The organism is Methylobacterium sp. NPDC097929 (genome assembly GCF_049543375.1).
Taxonomy (GTDB): Bacteria; Pseudomonadota; Alphaproteobacteria; order Rhizobiales; family Beijerinckiaceae; genus Methylobacterium.
The window spans coordinates 1405463-1427481 of sequence record NZ_JBMVEP010000001.1; the positions used below are offsets into that span (position 1 = coordinate 1405463).

Consider the following 22019-nt stretch of genomic DNA (forward strand, 5'->3'; position numbering starts at 1 on the left):
GCCGACCCGAAGCCGCCATGAAGGTTACCGCAAACCTCCAGGATGCAGACAAATGACCTTGGGTCACGTCGCGTGGCTGGCAACGACCAGGCGCTTGCTCCCGGGACGAGGCCATCACGCGAGGGCGACGCCGATGGGCGAGGCGAGACTCGATGCCCATAACGGTTCCTTGGGGGGGACGGAGCAAGCCGGTCGCGCGGACGGTTGCCCGTGCGGATGCCGGATGCGCCTGCCCGCCCGTCGAAACCGCGCCCTACCTGGGATGCGCCCGCGGCCTGAGGGTCATCTCATCGCGGATCGGGCTGCCGTCCAGCGGGGGCAACTTGAGCTTGGCGATGGCTCGGCGCGCCGCGCGCATGTGCGGCCCCTCGCTGTACACGTCCAGGGTGATGCTGCTGCGCTTGTGCCCGACGATCGCGGAAATCATCTCGCCCGGCACCCCGGCCTGCTCCATGCGGCTGCTGAACCAGCGCCGGAAGGAGTGGAAATTCACCAGGGACCGCCGCTTGCCGGGCACCACCTCGTCGACCCCGACGCTTCGGCGGTATTCCGTGAACCGGTTCGAGGCCTTGAAGCTGCGCTCGCGCATCGAGCCGGCCTTCTTGACTGGGGGCCATTCCGGAAAAAGGTCGTCCTCGGGCTGCTTGCCGGCCGTTCGCCGGGCGACGAGTTCCGCCAGGTCGGGATGGATCGGGACGTAGCGGGCCGACGCCTCCTGCTTCTGAGGCTTGAACAGGAAGCAATTGTACGCCGTGTCGCGGACCTTCAGGTCGACGATGGCGTCGAGCCGCGCCCCGGTCAGCGCCCCGATCATCATCAAGTCTCGCAGCTTCGGCGGGGCGGGCCCGCGTAGCAGGTCCGCAACTTCACTGTCCTTGAAGGGCCTCTCCTTCTGGTCGTGCTTCTCCTTCGGGCCCTTGAGGCGGACGTTGGCGAACACGTTGCCCGACACGGCCGCCGTCCTCGGCACCATCCACTGCCAGTAGCCGGAGAGCCGGCCGATGTACTTGTTGAGCGTCACGTGGTGGAGGCCGGTCATCTCGACCAGCGCGTCGGCGAAGGCGTGCGCGCGCCTCACGTCGATCTCTTGTAGCGTGGCCGGGATGCGCTCGCGCTTGCACCATTCCTGCAGGAGGCGCAGCGCGCGGGCGTCGTCCGCCCGGGTCCGGTCCTTGACGAAGAGCTGCTTGCGGTAGTCCTCGTGCATCAGGTCGACGGGAGTCGCCCGACCGTGCGAGATCGCCGAGAAGAGCATGGCCTTCTCGGTCTGCTCGGGAAGCGCCTCCTCGACCTCGTTCGGACCTTCCTCGGGATCTTCGACCCTAACCCAACGCGCGTCCTTCCAGCGGATCTCCGCATGGCGCTCGTAGACCGCCTCCTGAAACTCCTGCCAATCCTCGGCACTGCCGTTCCGCTTGAGTTCCTCGGCGACCTTCGAGAACTCAACGGCGATCTTCATGTCGTCCACGCTGGGACGCCCCACCGCCTCCATGGCCTCCGCGATCCGCCGCTTGAAGCGCTCCACGTGCTTCCTCTTGAGCACGTTCGCCTCCCTGAGGCTGTCCGTGCCGAGATTGTGCACGAGCTTCGTGGCCCCGAGGGCGCGCCGCACCGGTACCGGAACCGAGACCGTGACCCGCCACGTGCCGCCGTGCAATTCCAGGTAAGCCTTCTTCGGGTCGGGCGTGCGGGCCAAGACGTACTCCATGCGGAGTCCAGCGCGGCGACGCTTCACTCCTGCCAAGCGGGATGCCGGGCACCTCAGACAGTCAATCGTCGGTCCGCTGCAGTGCCGATGATGGAGCGAGTACCTTGATCCAACGCTAACGCGTCGTGCTGCCGCCACCCGGTTCCGCCCCGGTCCGCAAACCGTTCGCCGTGCTATTCGTGGATGGTAAATTATACCGGAGATAAAAAACGATGGCCACCGCCCGGCGCGCAGCTCGGACCGATGCGCGTCGGCGAGAGCGAGCTCATGTCACTTCATGCCCACCGAATTACAGGGCCGATGACACGACCGGACCCGTCATGCCGGTGCTTTGCTCCCTTTTGGCAGGACGCATCACGCGCCGAGGGGCGCCTCGTGCACCGGGATATGGATGTGGGTTTCTCCGGAAGCCTCGGGACCGTGCCGACGCGGGTATGCAGCAGCGTCCACAGGGTCCGAGACCGGTTACGCGCTCTCAACCACGCCATCGTTTTTGCGGCGCGGGTAGCCTGGGCGTTCACGACTGCGAGTCTTGTTCCGTGCACCCTGTTCGCAACTTGGGGGGATACATGGACCAGCGGCTCCTGGCACAGCTAACCGGAATGGCCAACAAGCACGCTCAGGCGTTGAACGCCTTACCCGTTCGGGAACGCATGGAATACATGCGCTCGCTCGTCGGGTCGGCTGACTGTGCCTGGGCCGTGTTCCCGGACGGGGAGGGATCGGGCGTCCCGCACGTGATCCTCGTCAAGGGGAAGCGCGTGGGCCGGCGTATGGAGAAGTCCGGCCGGCTCAAGGGGAAGGTGACCGCGGTTCCATGCATCGACCGCTTCATGGCGGAGGCGTTGAACGATGCCTACGGCGACGGATCCACCACCTTGTCAGGAACTGCGCAACCCTCTCCTGAAGTCGCGGCCTTGCTGCGTGCGAACACGACCGAGATGCGCCGCCTCGTCGATGAGGCGAACCGAAACGGCGATCTGGTGAGGGACGGAAAGGTGACCGTGGAAGACCTTTTCCTCCGGGCCGACGTGGTGCACGCGGTCTGGTCGGACCCATCCTCTCCCGGTGGGGTCGGCAAGATGCTGGCCAAGGGCGAAGGCCGGCTCATGCTCATCAGCCAGGGCACCAAGGGCGTTCCCACCAGAGCTGTGGCCCTCCGGTTCCTCGACCGCATGCAGGCCGAGCAAGCTTGGCTCACTTACGGCGACGGACGCGGCGCGATGAGCCAGGCATCCTGAACCGGCCTTCGCGTTCGGCTTCACCCGTAGTCGCGGGCGAGCGGCGTGGCATTGCCGACCCGGGGTCACACGAGCCTTCGGCGCATGGGCTTGCGGTTCTCGCCGGGGACGAGGAGGCGGCATGACCTGCACGCGCCCGGGATCGAGGACGGTCGGCAGGCTTCGCGGTCTGCCACCCTCCTCAGGCGGACGAACCCAAAACACGAACACGGCGATGCGTTGTTCCGGGGACGGGTCTCTCGAAGCGTCGCCGCGCCGGCATCCGAGCCGGATGGAACCACGACGGACCGGGTCGAGCATGACCACGGGATCTGGCGGCGAAGGCCGCTGATCCACATCCGAGGCGGGGAACCCCTGGGGGTGGTAAGACGAGGCCCAAGGGTCCATAAATCCCACGGCCCTCCCAAGCCATCTCCCGACAAGTCACGGAGGGGAAAGAGTATTTTTTCAGTTCAATGGCTTAGCTCCGACCGGGGTAACGGTCCCCTCAGCTCCACCAGGTTTTCCCGCGAGGAAAACCGCATGGTGACAACGACTTATAAAACTTAAGCCCCGGGTCTTCGAGCCGGCCGGATCCGCGCAGGCGGTCGTTTCGGATCCGCCTCAGCGCTCGAAAAGATCGACAGATCCGTGTGATCGGCGCCTGCCGCAGGGCAGGATCACCCTTCCGGCTGAACCTCTCAACATTGGGCTCAATCTGCAGGACCGCCTTGGGGCGCGACCGACCGATCGACGAGAAGCCGCCGCAAGGCGGCTTTCGTCGTTTCCGGGGCTGCCCGGCGAGGCAGGCGCGCAGCGTTAACGATCCGTTAGCCATACAAATCTTAACTGTGTCCGGTGCAGGAAGGCCGGGCATGCTCGAACGTCGTACAAAGCGCGCAAGCGGGCTTCCCAGCGCCGCGCAGCCGGCCGATCGCTTCCTCGCCAAGGCGGCGGCGCATCGGGCGGCCGGCCGGACCGAGAAGGCGCGAAGCAACCTTCAGCGGGCGCTCGAGGCCGATCCGGGTCATGCGGGCGCGCATTTCGAGATGGGCGTGCTGACGAGCCGGACCGAGGCGCCGGGTCCGGCGGTGCCGCACTTCGTGGCCGCCCTGAGGGCCGAGCCCGACTATCCCGGCTACTGGCTGGCGCTGGCCGGCACGCTCCTCACCCTGAGCCGGTTCGCCGAGGCCGGCGCCCTGATGGAGCGGTTCCGGAAGCAGGGCCTTCCCGACGAGACGACCCGGCCGGTCTTCAAAGCCTTCCTCGACCAAGCCTTCGCCCTCGGGCAGGAACGCTACGGCGCCGGCGACCTCGCGGCCGCCGAAACCCTGGCGGAACTCGTCATCGGCCTGGACGAGACCCACGCGAACGCGACCCATCTCGGCGGAGCCGTCGCCGCCGGCAGGGGCCGCTACCAGCAGGCCTTCGACCTGTTCAGCATCGCGATCTACCGCGAGCCCGACAACGCGGGCTATTTCAGCAGCCTCGGCGCGCTCCTCGTCACCATGGGCGACTATGCCGGCGCGATCTCGGCCCTGGAGAAGGCCATCGATCTCGATCCGGCGCGCGCGCTCGCCCATTCGAACCTGTCCGGCGTCTACCAGCGCGTCGGTCAGCACGGCGGCGCGGTGATGCACGCGCGCCAAGCGATCCTGCTCGATCCCGGGCTTGCCGGCGCCCACAACAATCTCGGTTGCAGCCTGAAAAGCCTCGGCCGGCTGGCGGATGCGATCGCGAGCTTCGACCGGGTGCTGGAACTCGATCCCGGGCACGTCACCGCCCATTCCAACCGGCTCTTCGCCAAGCTCTACGCCGAGGGCGTTCCGCCCGCCGACTACGCCGCGGATGCGCGCCGCTTCGGCGAGCGCTTCGCCGAGCCGCTGCTGCGGCGGCGCCTCTTCGCGAACGACCGCGACCCGGAGCGGCGGCTTCGGCTCGGCATCGTCTCGGGCGACCTCTGCACTCACGCCGTCGCCCGGTTCATCGAACCGTTCCTGCAGCATCTCGACCGGACGCAGTTCGAGGCGCGCGCCTACATGACCCATGCCGGCGAGGACGCGGTCTCGGAACGCCTGCGCCTCCTGTTCGAGGGCTGGCACAACATCGCCGCCCTCGATGACGACGCGGCGGCGGATCTCATCGAGGCGGAGGCGATCGACGTGCTCGTCGATCTGTCGGGTCACAGCGCCGGCCACCGCCTGCTCGTCTTCGCCCGCAAGCCGGCCCCGGTGCAGGTGACCTGGATCGGTCACCCCGCGACCACGGGCCTCTCCGCGATCGATTACCGCCTCACCGATTTCATGATCGACGCCCCCGGACTGTCGGACACGCTCCACACCGAGACCCTGTGGCGGCTGCCAGGCTTCTCCGCCACCTATCAGCCGCCGACGAACCTTCCGCCCGCGCGCGAGCGCCTGCCGTTCGAGGTCAACGGCTTCGTCACCTTCGGCGTCACCAACCGTCTCGAGAAGATCGGCGACCGGGCGCTGCAGACCTGGGGCGAGATCCTGCGGGCGCTTCCCGAGGCGCGCCTGTTCATGGTCGTCGCCGACGTGGAGACACCCGAGATCAGGGAACAGGTGGAGGCGCGCCTGTCGCGGGCGGGCGTGCCGCTCGACCGGCTGGACCTGCATCCGCGCGTCCTGGCCGGCTATTTCGAACTCTATCACAAGTTCGACATCGCCCTCGATCCCTTCCCCTACAACGGTGGGACGACGAGCTGCGACACGCTGGCGATGGGAGTCCCCCTCATCGCGCTGGCCGGCACCCACGCCGCTGCACGGACGGGCATCGCCGTCCTGCGGGTGGTCGGGCTCGAAGATCTCGCGGCCGAAACGCCCGAGGACTACGCCGCCTGCGCCATCGCCCTCGCGCGCGATCCGGACCGCCTTCGGGCGATCCGCGCGGGCCTGCGCGAGCGCGTCTTCGCCAGCCCGCTCATGGATCACGCGCGCTTCGCTGCCGATGTGGGCGAGGCCTTCCGCGCCATGTGGCGGCGGTGGGTCGATGCGAACCGCCCCGCTTGAACCGACCGCTCCGGACGCGGGCCAGCCCGAGCGCCCGCTGCAGGCGACGCTGCGCCGGCTGGAGCGAGAATTCGCCGGCATCTTGAGTGCGGCCGAGCCGACGCTCGATGAGCCGGCGGACGCGACGGTCTACGTCACGCGCCCCTTCCTGCCGCCCATCTCGGCGTGCCGCAGGTCGCCCTGTTCAACAACGCCACGACCGCCCTGATCGTCGCCCTGCGGGCGCTCGAACTCACGGGCGAAGTGATCACCACGCCCTATTCCTTCGTGGCGACCTCGCACGCGCTGCTCCGGAGCGGCCTCACGCCGGTCTTCGTGGACATCGATCCGGTGAGCCTCAACCTCGATCCCGCCCGGATCGAGGCCGCCATCACGCCGCGCACCACGGCGATCCTGCCGGTCCACTGCTACGGGCAGCCCTGCGACGTGGAGGCGATCGCGGCGATTGCCGAAAGGCACGGGCTCAAAGTGATCTACGATGCGGCCCACGCCTTCGGCGTGCGTCACCGCGGCGGAAGCGTCCTCACTCATGGCGACCTGTCGGTCCTGAGCTTTCACGCCACCAAGGTCTTCAACACCTTCGAGGGCGGCGCCATCGTCTGCGCCGATCCGGCCATGAAAGACCGCGTCGACAAGCTCAAGAATTTCTGCCACGACGGCGAGACCTCGGTGATCGAGGTAGGCCTCAATGGCAAAATGAGCGAGTTGAACGCGGCGCTCGGCCTCGTGCAACTCCGGCACATCGACACGGCGCTGGCGCGGCGCAAAGCCGTCGATGCGGCGTACCGGGCGGGCCTGCAGGGCATCCCCGGCATCCGTTGCCTCGATACGCCGAGGAGGACGCGGCCAACGACGCCTACCTCACGATTCTGATCGGGCTCAACTACCCGATCGGCGGCAGCGGCAGCTTCGACGAGTTCGGCGTCTATCCGGTCTCAGTGATCCGCACGGGTGAAGAGGTGCGCGCCTACTATGCCGGGTGGACGCGCTGCGTCTCGGTTCCCTTCGACTCGGACGCCGCCTTCTCGAAGAGGCGATCGCGCATGTGCGCGGCCTCGGCTTCGCGCACCTCGCCCTCTGCGTCGATCGCTCGGCCGCCGCGCTCGATCTCTATCGGCGCCTCGGCTTCGTCGCGGACGGCGCGGCGGGCGAGACCCTGCAGCTCTCGCTCGACCTCGGGCCGCCCTGTCCCGGAACGAGCCCCCACGAACCTTGCCGAGAGGCCCGACCACGAACGCGGTGAAGATGGGCCCGATCTCCCACAACGCCGCCGTCACCGAGGCCGAGCGTCAGCACGGACACCGCTGCACCGACAGCCTCGACACGCTGGAACGCGATGCCGCCGCGGCGGGCTGGACGGCGGATGCGCGCGCTTTGAGCTGGGTCAAAACCTCCCGGTCCCATCCGCGATATGGAGCAAGCGTCTCCACCTGCCCTCCGCAGCAGCCGACGCGCAGACGGCTACGGTGATCGGATAGAGTACGCCCAAGATCGACGCCGCAGGCCTCGAAAAAGGACTGCACACTCCTGGCGAATACAAACGCGCCCCTCGAGAGCGACATATGGAATTGGAAACGACACCACTTATACGCGGAAAATACGCGAAGATTTGATCGAACGCATTGCATGATTTCTGAATTTTGCAGAGTACGATAGCGTACTTTCGAGACCGGCGATGCGAACCTCCAACCTGCGAAGTGCCGTGTGCCGGCGCGACATCCGTCCGGAGCCGGCGAACCTCCGGCCCATGCCGCGGTTCGGCCGATGGACGGCGCAGCCGGCGACCGGCCTCCTCGCGGGAACGGACGGTCCCGGTGCGGGCCTCGCGCCTTGGCCGGAGGAAGGCCCGCCGGCACCGGCGCGGAAGGCCGCGGCCGAGCGCGCGGGAAGCGCGTCATGACCGCCAACGAAGCGGCGGCGGACGGGGCCTTCGAACGCAAGCTGCGCGGCTTCGGGCCCCTACAGGACGCGGACAGGCAAGCCCTGGCCGCGATCGAGGCCGCCGCCCGGACCGTTGCGCCCGAAACCGACCTCGTCCGCGAGGGAGACCGGCCCGAGGGGATGGTGGTGATCCTCGACGGCTTCGCCTGCCGCTACAAGCTGCGGCGGAACGGAGCACGCCAGATCATGGCCTATCTCGTTCCCGGCGACAGCTGCGACCTCGCGGCCTCCCTCCCGCACCGGATGGACCATGCCATCGGCGCCCTTTCCGCCTGCCGCGTGGCACAGATTGCACCGGAGGCCGGAAGGGATCTGCTGCGGCGCCCGGCCATCGCCCGCGCCCTGCGGAATGCGGCCCTCGCCGAGGAGGCGACCCTGCGCGAATGGCTCGTGAACATCGGCCGCCGCTCGGCCGTGGAGCGCCTCGCCCACCTGTTCTGCGAGATGTACGTGCGCCTGGGCGCGGTCGGCCTGACGGAGGGTCATCGCTACGTGCTGCCGGTGACGCAGCTCGACCTTGCCGACACCACCGGCATGACCAGCGTGCACGTGAACCGCTCGCTCGGTGAATTGCGGCGCCTCGGGCTGATCGAGCGCAAGGGCAAGCGCCTGACGATCCTCGACCTGCCGCGCCTGATGGACATCGCCGAGTTCCAGGCGGACTACCTGCATCTGGCGCAACAAGCGGCCGTCTGAACGTCCCTCACGGAACGCCCGCTCCCCCGGTATCGTCCGGGTGCGAACCGTCCGTCATCGGATGGCTTCGAGGCCCGCCGAAGCCGGGCCGTGGCGCGGGCCGACGGGACGCGCCCCCCGAATGAGCCGGGCGCAGGCGGCCTCACCCACTGCGCCTGTCGAGCTCACTTCATCCTGCGGCGGAGCATCACATGTTCGTGATCCCCGAGCAGCAGAAGTTGCCGCTTCCGGCTGCGACGACTGGATTTCAGGGCCACGTCTTCGAGAACGAGAACCGCCCGCCAATGAAACCGGGAATCATGCACCGTCCCGCTCTTGAGAAGAACAAAATTGGCGAGAAAAGAAATCCCGTCATAACATTGATCATGTGCCAGTCATTGATCGAATTAAGACCCCTGAAATCATTGGCCGAGAGTATGCCCGCATGGCCGTGACGGCGCCGGCCTGCTTCATTCTTAAACGCAGAATTTTTCAGCAGGGCGACTATGCTTTCTTTACGGGACGACATCGCCGGCGCACAACTTGCAGCACTCAGCCGCTCGCAATCGATCATCGAATTCACGCCGGACGGCACCATCCTGACTGCCAATGCCAACTTCCTGGAGGCGACCGGCTACACGCTCGACGAGGTGAAGGGCAAGAAGCACGCGATGTTCGTGGAGCCGGCGGAAAGGGAGAGTGCCGCCTACCGCGCGTTCTGGGAGGATCTGCGCCGGGGCACCTTCCAGATGCGCGCGTTCAAGCGCTTCGCCAAGGGCGGGCGGGAGATCTGGATCCAGGCCTCCTACAACCCGGTGCTGGACAAGCGCGGGCGGGTGATCCGGATCGTCAAGTTCGCCACCGACATCACCCTGCAGCAGCAGCGGAGCATGGAGGCGGCAGCGCAGATCGCGGCGATCGACCGCTCGCAGGCGATCATCCGCTTCACGCTCGACGGCACCATCACCGCCGCCAACCCGAACTTCCTGGCCACGATGGGCTACGCCCTCGGCGAGATCGAGGGGCGGCATCACAGCCTGTTCGTGAGCCCGGAAGAGCGGGAGAGCGAGGCCTACCGCTCCTTCTGGCAGGCCCTCGGACGGGGCGAGTTCCGGACCGGCGAATTCCGGCGGATCGGCAAGGCCGGCCGCGAGGTCTGGATCTACGGCTCCTACAACCCCGTGCTCGACGGCGACGGCCGGCCCTGCGCCGTGGTGAAGTTCGCCAGCGACATCACCGCCCACGTTCGCGAGCGGATGCAGCGCATGTCCTCGCTGCGCGGCATCGAGTCCGATCTCGGCACCATCACGCAGGCGATGTCCGCGGTCAGCCGGCAGGTCGCGACGACTGCCGAGGCCGCCGTGCAGACCTCGGGCGACGTGCAGGCGGTCGCGGCCGGCGCCGAGGAATTCTCCGCCTCGATCGAGGAGTTGAACCGGCACGCCGGCGAGGCGTACCGGGCCTCCGGCGAGGCGGTCCGTCGCGCCGAGGAGGCGAGCGTCATCATCGGCAGCCTCACCGCGGCGGCGGAGCGGATCGGCACCGTCGTCACGGCAATCCGCACCCTCGCCGACCAGACCAACCTGCTGGCGCTCAACGCCACGATCGAAGCCGCCCGGGCAGGCGAAGCGGGACGGGGCTTCGCCGTGGTCGCCAGCGAGGTGAAGGCGCTCGCCACGCAGTCCTCGAAGGCCACCGAGGAGATCGGGGCGCAGATCGCGGGCGTCCAGCACTCGACCGGGCAGGCCGTGCAGGCCATCGATGCGGTCGCCGGCACGATCCGGCAGCTGAGCGAGATCTCGCTCAGCGTCTCGACCGCCGTGACCCAGCAGGCGGCGGCCACGAGGGACATGTCCGCGAACATGCAGGCGGCGGCCCGGAGCGTCGCCGTCGTGCACCGGACCATGGACGAGATCGCGCAGGCATCGCAGGAGGTCGATCAGTCCGTGCAGAAGGTTTCGAGCGCCGCCCTGGCCCTGGCCTGAGCCGGCCTTAGGACCGACCGGGCGGCCCGCCGGCCGCGGCGGCGAGCCTCTCCCCACGATCGGCTGCCCCGCGGTGATCGGGACGGCCCTGGCGCGCCGGATCCTCCCCCACGCGCGTTTCCGTCGGACGCGCGGGCCGGTGCGAGGCTGCGTTCTCCGCTTGCGCTCGCCGCCGGCGGGACTCAGCATCGGTCAGCCGGTTCCGGTGGATCAGCCGCGTGGAGTCCCAGCCCTTGACCGCTTCAGCACCCGCCGCACGCCGCACGGCCCTCGCCGCCCGCCTCTCGCGCGAGATGGAGCGGGCCGAGCAGCAGGGCTTCGGCACGTCGACGGTCTGGCTGACCCGCGAGGAGACCGATCTGATCTGCGCCGCGCTCGCACAAGATCCGGCGCCGAGCGCGACACGGCGCGGCTGGACTTCCTCGACCGCTGTGCGGCCGCGATGGGTGCACGGGACGGAGCGGAGCGCGGCTGGCAGCTGGTGATCGAACCGGACCGCCTGCTGCTCGGGGCCACGGCCGGGCCGCATGGCGGGTCTTTCGGCGGGTCTTTTGGCGCCCCCCTTGGACCGGGCGGACCTCATCCCTCCTGCCGCGCCGCCATCGACGAGCGCGTGGCCGAGCTGGAACGCGCGCGCAACGCCCCGGCGACGGAGGAACAGGGCGCTGCCCGCGCCGCGCGGGGCCGCCCTCCGTAGCGCCGGGCGCACCTGGAACTCGCCGCGCCGACCACCGAGCGGCAGGTCGGCGGCACGGCGCTGATAGCGGCTTTGGATGCGACGCGACGGGGTCCGGCAGTCTGGGCGGATCGTCACCGCGGCTCCCGACCTCACGATCAGATCGGTCCGGTCGGCGCCGACATCGAGATGATCGACGACGAATCCAGCGGGTACGAGGTTCGACGACCTGAATCGAGGGCGCATGCTGCGGCTCCGTCGTGGATGTCCGCAACCTCAACGCCGTCGGTATCAGCCAGAGTGAATCAGAGCCAACGTTGCACGCCGAAAGGTGGGCTCCTGAGTCCCACAAAGAAATCGTGTGCGCAATACATGACGAAACAGCGCACTTTCATGATTTACTTGCAACAAATAAAGCACTTTTGCCATAACTAGATCGCAATTATACGGAAATATAACGTATATCAACACCCAAAGCATCGACGCTTTGCTTGATAATCGAGAGTTTCTACATGTATTTAATTGCAAATATCGCCAAAATTCTACGCATTTTCGCCAACACCAGCACGCAATCTAAGGATTTGCTTGCTGCCGTGCGTGAGCGACACCCAAATGCGACCAAGAAGGAGATCGTTCGCGCCGCCTTCCCTGCTCGCTGCTCGGTTCGGCCAAGAGAACGCCTTCTGCAACGTGGAAACATTGTCGGCCACCTTGATAGTGCCGAGCATAGCACGCCGAGGCATGAGCGGCATCGACCAACCCAAACGTGGCCCGACTACTGCTATGAGGGGGCTTTTGTTCGCCACCATACAGACATGTCTCAAGAGGCTTAGCTGGCACAGCAGCTTGGGCCGCCCATGCCAATCGATATGGTTTCCAGAAAGTAATCCTTCGGCTCACCTAAGATATACAGAAAACAGATTTCCATTTAAGAGCACTAGCTAAGCAAGAAACATATTTTCGAGAATTAGGCTGTATCGCCTTTTTGTGACTTCTATCCTGGCGCCGTACGCACTGCGTTTGCTTTGGAGTTGCAAATACAATGGCTACGGTAAACATCTCCGGATCGAATGGATTTAACACAAATTCTTTCTGGATTGAAGACTCAGGCGACTCGCAGAACGAAACTTTCACGGGCTTACTCAGCTCTTCCGGCAGCCCGCTGGTCGGCCGTCAAGAGCAGACATACTCAACCTTCAGCTTTCTCAGCAACGGGTTGAGCTATCGCTACATTGGCGAGTTCACGATTACGGCGGACCGCGGCGTCCTGTCCGGCACGATCAGCGCACAAGGTTTCTACAGCCGGATCGAAGTGCTCTCGGGCACCACACCGATCGCCACGTATCAGGGCGATCCCCTCACGGTGAACTTCGGAACCAACAGCGGTCCCGGAATCCTGGGATTGCTCGGCGACCTCGTCGGCGGCGTCACCGGGCTTTTGTTCGGAGGAACCCAAGCCGAAAGCAGCTATGCCAACCTTCACTTGGCTGCCACGTCGAACCTGCCCGAGATCGCCTTTGCGGGCGGACTGGTGGCGACCGGCGGGATCGGACCCGATACCATCACGGGATCGATTGGGAGCGACAATCTCACCGGCGGTGCCGGCGATGACCTCCTCGTCAGCGGCGCCGGCAACGACCTGCTTGTCGGTCAGGCGGGAAGCGACTGGCTGTATGGCCAAGATGGAAATGATTACTTGTACGGCCAGGAGGGGAACGACTTCCTTTATGGAGGCGCCGGCAACGATTTCTTGACCGGCGGAGCGGGAGCGGATCTCCTCGACGGCGGTGCCGGGCTCGACTACGCCGGCTATGCCGAGGCTGCATCGGGCGTGGTCGCGCGCCTGGACACACCTGGCCTCAACACCGGCGAGGCTGCCGGCGATACCTACATCAGCATCGAGGGCTTGGTCGGCTCGCAGTTCCAGGACGTGCTCGTCGGTGACGATCAGAGCAACGTCCTGCTCGGCCAGGGTGCAAACGACTACCTCTACGGTCAGACCGGCAACGACTACCTCTACGGTGAGGATGGCAACGACATTCTGGTCGGCGGGAAGGGGGCGGATTACCTCGACGGCGGCGCCGGCTTCGACTTCGCCAGCTACGAGACGGCCGATGCGGGTGTGACCGTCCGGCTCGACCTCGGCGTGGGGCTCGCTGGCGAAGCGGCCGGGGACACCTACGTCAGCATCGAGGGAGCGGTCGGCTCGGTCTTTGCCGACATCCTCGTCGGCACGAGTGCGGGCAACTACCTGTATGGGGGAGGCGGCAACGACGCGATCTACGGCTTCGGCGGGTTCGATGAACTCTATGGCGGCGCGGGGGCGGATGGGTTCTACTTCCGCGCCGTCGACCTGCCCGGCGCCTTCGCCACGGTGCGCGACTTCAATGCGAGCGAGGGGGACGGTATCATCTTCCAGGGCGTGGCGCCGACGAGCCTGGCCACCTACCAGTCCGGCGCCGACGCAGTAATCCAGCTCGCGGACGGAACGGGCGGGGTGGTCGTGTCCAACACGACACTAGCGCAGCTCGAAGGCCATCTGTTCTTCGGCTGAAGCTAAGTCAGGCGACTTACGAAAGAGCGGCCAGCCCCTAACCAGAGGCTGGTCGCGAATGCAGCGTCACAAAGCAAAAGCTGGAGCCACATGCGAGCTTTCAAGCACCGGCTGAGACTCTCTGCGGAAGCTGGAAGCGAGGGCATCGACGTTGCCGGATTGTCCGGCGGGCACCAGTGATGCCACAGCAAACTGGCGCTCGGCACAATAGCATCAGGGAGACATTGGATCTACGCGCACCTTCGTTCCGGCTCCAGCGGACCTTCTCTTTTGCGGCTGCTTCAGAAAGCGACAGCCTGCATGACGCGCTCGTCGGCGGTTGGGACCTTCAGCCACAGGACGGCGCCGGGAAGGGCATAGCTGCCCTGTCGGTGGACCGAGCTGACCTTGCCCCCTGTTTACCCCCGTTCATAACCAGAGTCCGTTCTGGTTCTGGTCCTGTCGGGACCGGGTTGCAAACGCGTTCGGGTTGAGCCCCCCGAGGCTCGTGTGAGGGCGGCAGGTGTTGTCGTCCACCCGCCACGCCTCAATGAGGGTCCGGGCCGCCGGCAGGCTCCGGAAGGCGAGAAAGCTCTCACAGTGCTTGCGCCACTGGTCCACCGTGCTCTGAGACGGCTTCCGCTCTCTCGCCCAGCCGTCGAAGAGGTCCAACAGGTTGACGCTGGAAGAGGCTTTGGTCGCCTCCGGGAAGGCAGGGAAGCGGCCCGCCTCAGGGTCCGGAGAGTAGTCCCCTTCGGCCCGCCGGAGGTTCAGGAGCGAGGCTTGCCGGTCCGCCGACAGGAGTTGCTCTAGGAGGCGCACACGGCTCTCCGCGTCGATGATGAGGCCACGGCGCGACAGGAAGCCGTCAGCCACGGCCCCCAGCAACTCTTCCAGGCTCTCGCGCCGTCTCTCTGCTTCGCCCACTCCGATCTTGAGCCCCGCCCGGCCAAGGCCGAACCTGCCGAACTCGGCCTGTAGGTTCCGAGCTTCCCGATTGGCCCACCCTGCCACGGGGCCGGGGTCCTCCTCCGCGCGCTCGACTAGCGTCCGGTACGCCTCGCCAGCAAGCGCCACGGCCTCCTTGTGGGTGAGCCTTCGGGGGCCCTCGCGCACGGAGCGCCAGACTGCTCCGAGATAGGCCACAGCGACCGCCTGCCGCTCGCGCGCCTCTCGCGGGTCACGGGTGCGGAGCGACGTGCGGATGTCCTTGCGGCCGGGCGTGATGAGGATGTCCGCGGTCTCGCCGCCTACGGGGATGGCGAGGCGCATTCCGACTGCGCGCCCCGCAATGTCAGCGGGGATGCGTTGAACGAGCTGATGGAATGTGGGGCCGGGACGCTTTATCGGACGGGGCATCCGGAGGGGCATATTGCACATCGCTGTTGTACAGCGTGGCAATCCCAAACTCATTCAAAATCAGATGCTTATTACTGCTCAGTAGCTTAGCGGGCCGATGATACTTAGGAAAAAAGTAAAATAACTCAATGATTTCAATTCTGATCGGCATAGGTGCGGGAGGGCAGCCACCATTGCAGCCTAAGGGCTACTTTCTGCGGCTCTTGCACCATCCGGCGCCGATCGGCCCTTATCTCAGCACTCTCGCCTCATGGCATCCCGCAAGCGTGAAGCAATCTGCCCTGATGCGTCGGCCCCGTCGTCAGCCGGCAACCGCATTGCTCCTTCCCGAACTCGCCCCTACCCAGAGCCGACCGTGCGGGAGATCGACGAGGCCGTCGGACTTGAGACCATGGCGACGGGCGCCAGCGATGACGACCGCGTGGCCGAGGCGCCTTTCCAAATCACTAAAACTGTATCTCAATCCAAGTTGTTCTCCGACTATTATTTGAGCGGTAAAACCATTCCTCCAGAAAATATCTCAATGTTCCGTGATGAACATCTGCATGGTGGCGCTGGGCACTTACGGGGATGTTTTGCCCTTTCTGGCAATAGGGCACCAGCTGTCGCAGCGGGGGCACGATGTTTCGCTGTATGCACCCGAACCATTTCGACAATCGGCCATACGCGCCGGCCTCGACTTCGATGCGATGTGCACGGAGGCGGAGTATGACGAAGCATTGAGCGCTCCCGACCTCTGGCATCCCCTGCGCGGCCTCGCCCCTCTGTTCGAAATGATGGTCTCCCTGGCAGGAAGAACCATGCGGTGGCTGGAGGAAAGAGCTCGCGGACGTCCTGGCCTTATCATCGCCTCACCGAATGCGTTCGGCGCACGATTGGCCCAGGACAACAGCGGACTGCCCGTCATTACCGTCCACGTCACTCCGTTCTTGATCGAAAGCCGATACGCAGCCCCCAGGCTCCCGGGATTGCCGCTGCAGGCCCTCATGCCATCGCGCCTGCGGCATTGGTTCGGGCGCGGCGCGGACCGCGTCCTCATCGATCCCGTCAGCCTGCCGCCGCTCAACGACCTGCGCACCGACCTGGCTCTGCCGCCCGTCAAGCGCCTCCGATACTGGTGGAACAGCCCCTTGCGGGTGCTCCTGATGAGCCCGCCCTGGTACGTGCCGCCTCAAACGGATTGGCCGAGACAGGTGATGCAGGTGGGCTTCCCCATGGCCGATCGCCTTGGCGATGTTGGCGACCTTGCACCTTCGCTCGACGCGTTTCTCGACGCCGGGTCACCGCCGCTGATCTTCACCTACGGATCGGGGATGCGCCAAGGCGCGCGCTTCTTCGAGGTTGCCGTGGAGATCTGCAGGCGAATGCGCCGAAGGGGTATCTTGCTCGCTCGCGAAGCCGACCAAGTGCCGGCCTCGCTTCCTGCGGACGTGCTGCACGTCCGCTACGCACCGCTCAGCCTGCTCCTGCCCCGCAGCGCGGCCCTGATCCACCATGGCGGCATCGGAACCGTCGCGCAGGCATTGGCCGCGGGGGTGCCTCAGATGGTGGTGCCTGTCGCCTTCAATCACTTCGATGACGCGCAGCGCCTGTCTCGTCTGAGGCTCGGCGCCGTGCTGCGACCGCAGGCCTTCCGCCCAAGGCGCGCCTGCCGTGAAATCGAGAAGATGCTCGCCTCTCCAAGTATGATCGGCGCTCGCACGGCCGCCCATACCCGCATGGAAGCGGACGATGGTGTCGCGTCAGCCTGTGACGAGATCGAGCGCGTTGGCGCCCTGCTGTGACGGTCCGCAGGGGCCGCAGAAACAGGGCTTCATTCCCGGATCTTCGGCACCCCCCGCTCCACGCACGGCGCCCGCACCACCTCATCCGGCGTCTCCCGGGCGAAGGTCGTCAGCGGCCCGATGGTGATCTCGGATCGGGCATGCGGCCTCTCGCTCGGCGCGGTCACCACCGGGCTGATGCGCGTGCTCGGCCCGATGGAGAGGTAGGCCCTCGCGTCCTTGGCCGGCTTCCCGCTCGCGAGCATGCCGGCCAGGGGCCGACGCCTGCCTCCAGCATCATCTCGACGCGCCGCTGCGTCAGGAACAGCACCGCCATCGGATAGACCTTGCGGATGGCCTGGATGACGTAGGCCGCCACGATCGGCAGGAGGAGCGTCAGGATGGGCTCGCGCAGGGACACGGCAAGCGCCACGAGCCAGTCGCCCCAGGGCAGGATCACGGCCTTGTCGCCGACGGTGGCGACCTCGGCGGCGAGGGCAGGAGACGCGACACAGGCGAGCGCCAGCGCCGCGAGCAGAAGCACACGGGTCATGGTGATGGTCCTGATGGTGAAGGTGCGCGGCGGGCCCGGCCGGCGCGGGAAACACTGTTCAGATCTGGCAGCTTGAGCGTGCGCAGACGCCAGACGATGCTGTCTTGCCGTCGTGCCGAAGGCTCCCTCACGGGCTTAGCGGCAATCGGTCAGCGGGTCGGTGTACGCCCCCTATTCACCGACCCGCCGCTCTCACGCCTCGCTGAACCCCCGAGCGCGCCCCGGCGATCGTAGGCGGCAGCGTGTGCGGCGCCGGTAGCGGCATGTCGGCCGGCCAGCGAAACGCGGTGAATTCCTTGCGGGAAGGCGGCGACGGACCACGCATCGCCCTGGTTGCCGCCGAGCAGGAAGATCTGGCTCGCGTTGGCACCGACGACGAAGCCGACATCGCCCTGCCAGGACGAGTTGTCCCGCTTCTTCGTGGCGATGGCGTCCAGAGCCGGTTCCTTCAGCCCGACGCCCCAGGACTCGTAGGAGCGCGCCGCGAGGCTGCCCGAGGGCTTGTGCCCGGCCCTCTTCAGCATGGCGCCGACCGCCGCCGCGCACCACACCACCGAGTCCTGCGTGATGCCGGAGAAACCCGCATCGGCGAAGAGCTGCACGACGCGCGGGTTGCTGATTGCGCCCGCGCCCTCGCGCACCCCGAGTTCGCCCTCGGCCAGGACCAGCCAGCCGGGCTTGTCGGGCGCCTCGCGCCGCTCGCTGATGTCCGCCTTCTGCAGGGCAGCCTGTGTCTTCGGCCCGGCGATGCCGTCGGCCAACAGGCCGGCTGCGCGCTGGAACGCGGTCACGGCGGCGAAGGTGCGCGGTCCGGCATCCCCGTCCGCTCCCGAGGGTCCGAGGTCGTACCCGCGCGCCAGGAGAGCGCGCTGAATGTCAGCGACGGTCATGGTGTTCTCCGATGTCGAGGGAAGGGGTGGGTCGCCTACGCCTACTGGTGCGCGACCAAGAGTAGCGACACCCGAAGGGATAAATTGTTGGGATCTAGATTGACTACGAAGATACTCGGCCCACCACCGACTGCCCGGGGTCGATGATGCCAAAGCTTAAGGTCTCGCAGAACGAAAAAGACGGGCTTTGGACAGTCTTTTGTCAGGGCCTTGTCGTAACCGGCCTTACTCGCGAGGCCGCTCACAGCTTCGCCGAAGCCTATGAGCGTTGTTGGGTGGCGGTAAAAGCCCGGTCAGATCGAGCGCGCTCAAGACTGGCTCTGTGGCTTGGAAACTCGATTGTCATGCCGGATGCGCTGGCGACCATCGCTGCGGTGATCTGATCAAACTCCGCTTTGCACGACGTCTGAGCGACCTTCGGGATGGTGTCGGGCTCGGGCCGGGCGGCGCGCCGAGCGGGTCGTCAGTTCAGAGAGCGGCGGCGCGGGTCCACAGCGCGTCGAGCGCCGCGGCGTCGCAGCCGAGCAGCGCGCCCAGCTGTTCGGTGGGGGGAAGGCTGCGTTCGTAGGAGGTCGCCGCTGCCAGCATCATGCGCGCGCCGAAGCGCTGGCCATCCGCCTCGGGGATGTCGCCAAGGGCGTCTTCCAGCGCGTCGGGCAGCTCGCCGCGCGCGGCCCAGGCCGGCGCCTCGGCCTCCGTGATGGTGCCGTCGAGCGCGAGCGCCTGGGCGAACTGGCGGTCGGAGATGCCTTCCGGCGGCCCTAAGGGCGGGGCCACGAAATCCTCGATCTCGATGCGCCCGCCGTCGACAAGCTCGATCAGCGCATCGTGCTCGGCGTTGTCCGGTGACGGCAGGGTCAGGGTGAACTCGACCGGGCCCGTGAGGTTGCCGAGCATATCGCCGTCACCGACCCGCACCGCGACGACGCTGCGGTCGGACGTGGCATAGCGTGCCTGGATCATGGGGGACCTCCTACAGTTCGGCCGACAGCGTCACGCCGTCGGCCCGGGTGAGCGCGACGACGACGCCGGGGGCTGGGTCGGGACCGCGAAGGCGACGTAGCCGCCCTCGGTGTCGATGGCGCTGAAGCGGATGCTGGTGGGCGTGATGTTGGCGATGTTGGCGATGTTGGCTCGCGAAGGGATCGCTCTTGGTCCGGTCGGTGCGGTAATCTAGGTTGGTGATGTCGACCCGGATCCGCCCAATGTCCCGGCGCGCGCCATAGATCGCGAGAAGCCGAGCCGCCTCGGCCGCGGCGGCGGCCTGCTCCTGCAGGCAGGTCTCGAACACCATCTCCTGTGCCATCAGGTGGCGCGCCTTGATCCCGGCATCCTCGGCGACCGCCTGCCGCCATTCCAGCGCCAGGGCGGCCCGGCGCGCGGGGGCGACCGCACCCGCGATCTCGTTGTCCGAGAGCGCACGGCCGATCCGCCCGTAGCGCACCACCGCCCGGAAGGCCGGGACGCCGCGGCTGGCGTCCGACGGCGCAAGGCGCTCCAGATCGCCCCGTACCTACCACTCGTCGAACGGCGCGACCGGCGCGCCGGCCGGCGCCTCGAGCCGCCCGACATGGTAGACGCCGGCACCGTCCGGCACGATCCAGCCGCCGATGCTGCGCAGCACGTCCGAGACGGCCGCGAGCGCGGTCTGCTCACCGTCCGCGCATCGTCGGCGACCTCGACCGCGTCGAGGGGCATGAACTTGAATTCCATGGCAGGCCCCGTCAGGCGTCGACTTCGTCGGGATCAGCTGGCGCTTGGCCCGGATCGGGTTCGGCTGGCGCGGTGGGTTCGGCGTTCTGCGAACCACGGAACAGCTCATCGCCGCCGGGCAGCGGGTCGAGGTCCTCCAGGACCCGGACCTCGTTCTGCGTCAGCCAGCCCGCCGCGCCGCCCGAGCCGAGCGCCCTGGTGTAGTATTCGGCCCGGTCCTTGGCCGCGCCGCGCATCAGGCCTTGCAGCACGAAGTTCGCGTAGGCCGCGGGATCCTCGATCAGGTCGCGGTCGAGGGCATGCTCCCAACGTTTCACACAAGGGTTGAGCGTGTGGACGACGTGGGCGACGAGGAATTGCTCGGATGAGGTACAGGCCGATCGCCACCATCAGCGGGCTTTTCGCCTGCCCCTTCCCGGTCTCCAGCCAGCCCGACCGGAACCGCATCCGGCCACTGTCCTTGCGTCAGCCGAACAGCGAGCCGATCACGAAGCGATGCCAGGGCAACGAGTGGAAGGGCTCGCCCACCTTCGCGCCGGCCGTAATGCTCAGGACCGCCGGGAAGAACCCAAGCGGGTGGGCTGCCTTCTCCGGACGCCAGTGCAGCCCGCGCACCGGGCCGTCCCGAAGGTCGCGCAGGTGCCGCTCGGCGGCGTGCCTGACCAGTTCCCCCGCGAGGATGCGGCCGGCGACGACGTCCTGCGCCCAGGCGGTCGTCGGGTCAGCCGTTGGCGGCGGGCTTGATGTACTGGTCCGCCGCACGGGCCTGCCTCACCTTGCGCTCGACCTTGGCCACCTTCGCGCGGCGGACCCGTGCGAGACCCAACTCGGCCTCAAGCACGCGGATCGCCTCGTCGGCCTTCGTCATCACGGACCAGTAGGGGTTCCACTGGCCGGTCTTGGCCCGCTTCGCCGGCAGGATCGCGCCGTTCTCGACGACGTGCCGCGAGGCCCGCTCGAACTGGACGCGGAACTAGACGAGCCGCCCGATGGCGTGCCCGTTCTCCACTGCCAGGATGCCCCGGCCGGACATCTCGCGGACGATCGCACCCCACTGCTCCGACGCGAAGGCGAGGTCCATCTCGTCGGCGTAGATCTGGGACCAGTCCGGCTCGGGCGGCGTCCCGTCCCCTCCCTAAATCGCCGTCACCGTCATGGCTCATCCCCGTAGGGGATACTCGACATCCCCCCATTCCGTTTTTGCTCTCGGTGCGAAGGCAGGAGCCCTGACGGTCGCTGCTCCCCCTACCCGCCGGACTTTGACCGCCCCCTACCTCGGTCGGTTCCAGGGGTGATCCGGGTCGAGGGGCCGCCCATTCGCGTCGGAGCCGATCGCGTAGCCCCGAATCTCCTCCGCCTTGATGAGGCCGTCGTGGCACTCGGCGCAGGTGCTCTCCAGGTTCTCCGGGTCGGCGAACAGCGCCCGGTCACCCTTGTGCGGCACCTTGTGGTGCACCGTATCGGCCGGGACGACGAGACCGCGCTTGAGGTGGCGCTCGCACAGAGGCTGCTTGGCCAACTGCCCAGCCCGCAGTCCCGTCGTCGGCCGACGCCAGATCGCGAGACTGTAGAGGCTGTGCCACGTCTCCGCTTCGGGAGATCGTTGGTCGCGCCTGCGTCGGCCGCTCAATCGCCACCACCTCCGCCGCCACCATCACCACCGGAGCACGACGACCCGCTATCCGAATGGGACGACGAGACCGGGCTGCAGGAAGGCGAGTGGGCCGGGCTACTGTCGCTGATCGCAGTGTGCCCGTAGGCAACGGGATTGTAGCCGCCGTCGCCGCTCGAAGCAGACCGATCCCGGCTGGCCCACGCCTCACGGCGGCGCTCTTCCTCGCGACGCTTGCGGCCGAAGATATCGAACAGGCCCATGCGGCAGACCTCGCGGTGAAATGGTTGCGGCAGTCGGATACGAACCGACGACCTTCAGGGTATGAACCTGACGAGCTACCGGACTGCTCTACGCCGACA

18 protein-coding genes, 1 tRNA gene and 3 pseudogenes are annotated in these 22019 nt (G+C 67.0%); 10 read left to right on the forward strand and 12 right to left on the reverse strand.

Annotated features, from left to right (window positions below; translation table 11 throughout):
- Positions 1–253 precede the first annotated feature (253 nt).
- Positions 254–1708 carry a tyrosine-type recombinase/integrase gene (locus ACPCJR_RS06645; RefSeq protein ID WP_238307871.1) on the reverse strand — a complete coding sequence of 485 codons (1455 nt, stop codon included), beginning with the start codon at positions 1706–1708 and terminating at the stop codon, positions 254–256.
- Between the two features lie 569 nt (positions 1709–2277).
- Here ACPCJR_RS06645 and ACPCJR_RS06650 point away from each other — a divergent pair.
- The 9 genes and pseudogenes from ACPCJR_RS06650 (at position 2278) to ACPCJR_RS06690 (ending at position 13788) form a co-directional block, all read left to right on the forward strand.
- Entirely contained in the window at positions 2278–2949 is a 672-nt protein-coding gene (locus tag ACPCJR_RS06650) for a hypothetical protein (RefSeq protein WP_238307870.1), read from the forward strand.
- An 854-nt stretch (positions 2950–3803) separates the two neighbouring features.
- Positions 3804–5957, forward strand: coding sequence for a tetratricopeptide repeat protein (locus ACPCJR_RS06655; protein WP_391511463.1), 2154 nt, complete (start codon positions 3804–3806; stop codon positions 5955–5957).
- Positions 5938–6889 (forward strand): annotated as a pseudogene (locus tag ACPCJR_RS06660) (DegT/DnrJ/EryC1/StrS family aminotransferase); the annotation flags it as partial. The gene ACPCJR_RS06655 and the pseudogene ACPCJR_RS06660, both read left to right, overlap by 20 nt.
- Positions 6890–7002: 113 nt before the next feature.
- A complete protein-coding gene (locus tag ACPCJR_RS06665) occupies positions 7003–7200 on the forward strand; it encodes a hypothetical protein (RefSeq protein WP_391516798.1) in 198 nt (65 codons plus the stop codon).
- Between the two features lie 653 nt (positions 7201–7853).
- Entirely contained in the window at positions 7854–8594 is a 741-nt protein-coding gene (locus ACPCJR_RS06670) for a Crp/Fnr family transcriptional regulator (RefSeq protein ID WP_391511462.1), read from the forward strand.
- Positions 8595–8785: 191 nt separating this feature from the next.
- Entirely contained in the window at positions 8786–9028 is a 243-nt protein-coding gene (locus ACPCJR_RS06675) for a hypothetical protein (protein WP_391511461.1), read from the forward strand.
- 51 nt (positions 9029–9079) lie between these two features.
- Positions 9080–10558 (forward strand): methyl-accepting chemotaxis protein, encoded by a 1479-nt coding sequence (locus ACPCJR_RS06680; protein WP_391511460.1) that lies wholly within the window; start codon positions 9080–9082, stop codon positions 10556–10558.
- Between the two features lie 233 nt (positions 10559–10791).
- A complete protein-coding gene (locus ACPCJR_RS06685) occupies positions 10792–11043 on the forward strand; it encodes a hypothetical protein (RefSeq protein ID WP_391511459.1) in 252 nt (83 codons plus the stop codon).
- A gap of 1233 nt (positions 11044–12276) precedes the next feature.
- On the forward strand, positions 12277–13788 hold the full coding sequence (locus tag ACPCJR_RS06690) for a calcium-binding protein (protein WP_391511458.1): 1512 nt from the start codon (positions 12277–12279) through the stop codon (positions 13786–13788).
- A 408-nt stretch (positions 13789–14196) separates the two neighbouring features.
- Here ACPCJR_RS06690 and ACPCJR_RS06695 read toward each other — a convergent pair whose 3' ends face one another.
- Positions 14197–14913 carry an integrase core domain-containing protein gene (locus ACPCJR_RS06695; RefSeq protein ID WP_391516799.1) on the reverse strand — a complete coding sequence of 239 codons (717 nt, stop codon included), beginning with the start codon at positions 14911–14913 and terminating at the stop codon, positions 14197–14199.
- A pseudogene (locus tag ACPCJR_RS06700) lies at positions 14890–15180 on the reverse strand (DUF6538 domain-containing protein); the annotation flags it as partial. The gene ACPCJR_RS06695 and the pseudogene ACPCJR_RS06700, both read right to left, overlap by 24 nt.
- Before the next feature lie 479 nt (positions 15181–15659).
- Here ACPCJR_RS06700 and ACPCJR_RS06705 point away from each other — a divergent pair.
- Positions 15660–16910, forward strand: coding sequence for a glycosyltransferase (locus tag ACPCJR_RS06705; RefSeq protein WP_391511457.1), 1251 nt, complete (start codon positions 15660–15662; stop codon positions 16908–16910).
- Between the two features lie 163 nt (positions 16911–17073).
- Here the strand turns inward: ACPCJR_RS06705 and ACPCJR_RS06710 are convergent, their stop codons facing one another.
- From ACPCJR_RS06710 to ACPCJR_RS06750, 9 genes and pseudogenes are all read right to left on the reverse strand, one after another.
- Entirely contained in the window at positions 17074–17442 is a 369-nt protein-coding gene (locus tag ACPCJR_RS06710; protein WP_391511456.1) for a hypothetical protein, read from the reverse strand.
- Positions 17443–17591: 149 nt separating this feature from the next.
- A complete protein-coding gene (locus tag ACPCJR_RS06715; RefSeq protein ID WP_391511455.1) occupies positions 17592–18332 on the reverse strand; it encodes a TIGR02594 family protein in 741 nt (246 codons plus the stop codon).
- A 468-nt stretch (positions 18333–18800) separates the two neighbouring features.
- Positions 18801–19295 (reverse strand): hypothetical protein, encoded by a 495-nt coding sequence (locus ACPCJR_RS06720; protein WP_391511454.1) that lies wholly within the window; start codon positions 19293–19295, stop codon positions 18801–18803.
- A gap of 10 nt (positions 19296–19305) precedes the next feature.
- Complete coding sequence (locus ACPCJR_RS06725; RefSeq protein ID WP_391511453.1) at positions 19306–19779, reverse strand: hypothetical protein; 474 nt, start codon at positions 19777–19779, stop codon at positions 19306–19308.
- A 277-nt stretch (positions 19780–20056) separates the two neighbouring features.
- Positions 20057–20362 (reverse strand): phage portal protein, encoded by a 306-nt coding sequence (locus tag ACPCJR_RS06730; RefSeq protein WP_391511452.1) that lies wholly within the window; start codon positions 20360–20362, stop codon positions 20057–20059.
- A 148-nt stretch (positions 20363–20510) separates the two neighbouring features.
- The gene (locus ACPCJR_RS06735) at positions 20511–20807 is read right to left on the reverse strand and encodes a hypothetical protein (RefSeq protein WP_391511451.1); all 297 of its coding nucleotides are present in this window, start codon (positions 20805–20807) and stop codon (positions 20511–20513) included.
- Positions 20767–20997, reverse strand: a pseudogene (locus tag ACPCJR_RS06740) (P27 family phage terminase small subunit); the annotation flags it as partial. The pseudogene ACPCJR_RS06740 and the gene ACPCJR_RS06735, both read right to left, overlap by 41 nt.
- A 318-nt stretch (positions 20998–21315) precedes the next feature.
- Positions 21316–21564: an HNH endonuclease gene (locus ACPCJR_RS06745; protein WP_391511450.1), complete on the reverse strand. Its 249-nt coding sequence runs from the start codon at positions 21562–21564 to the stop codon at positions 21316–21318.
- Between the two features lie 377 nt (positions 21565–21941).
- Positions 21942–22019, reverse strand: a tRNA-Met gene (locus ACPCJR_RS06750).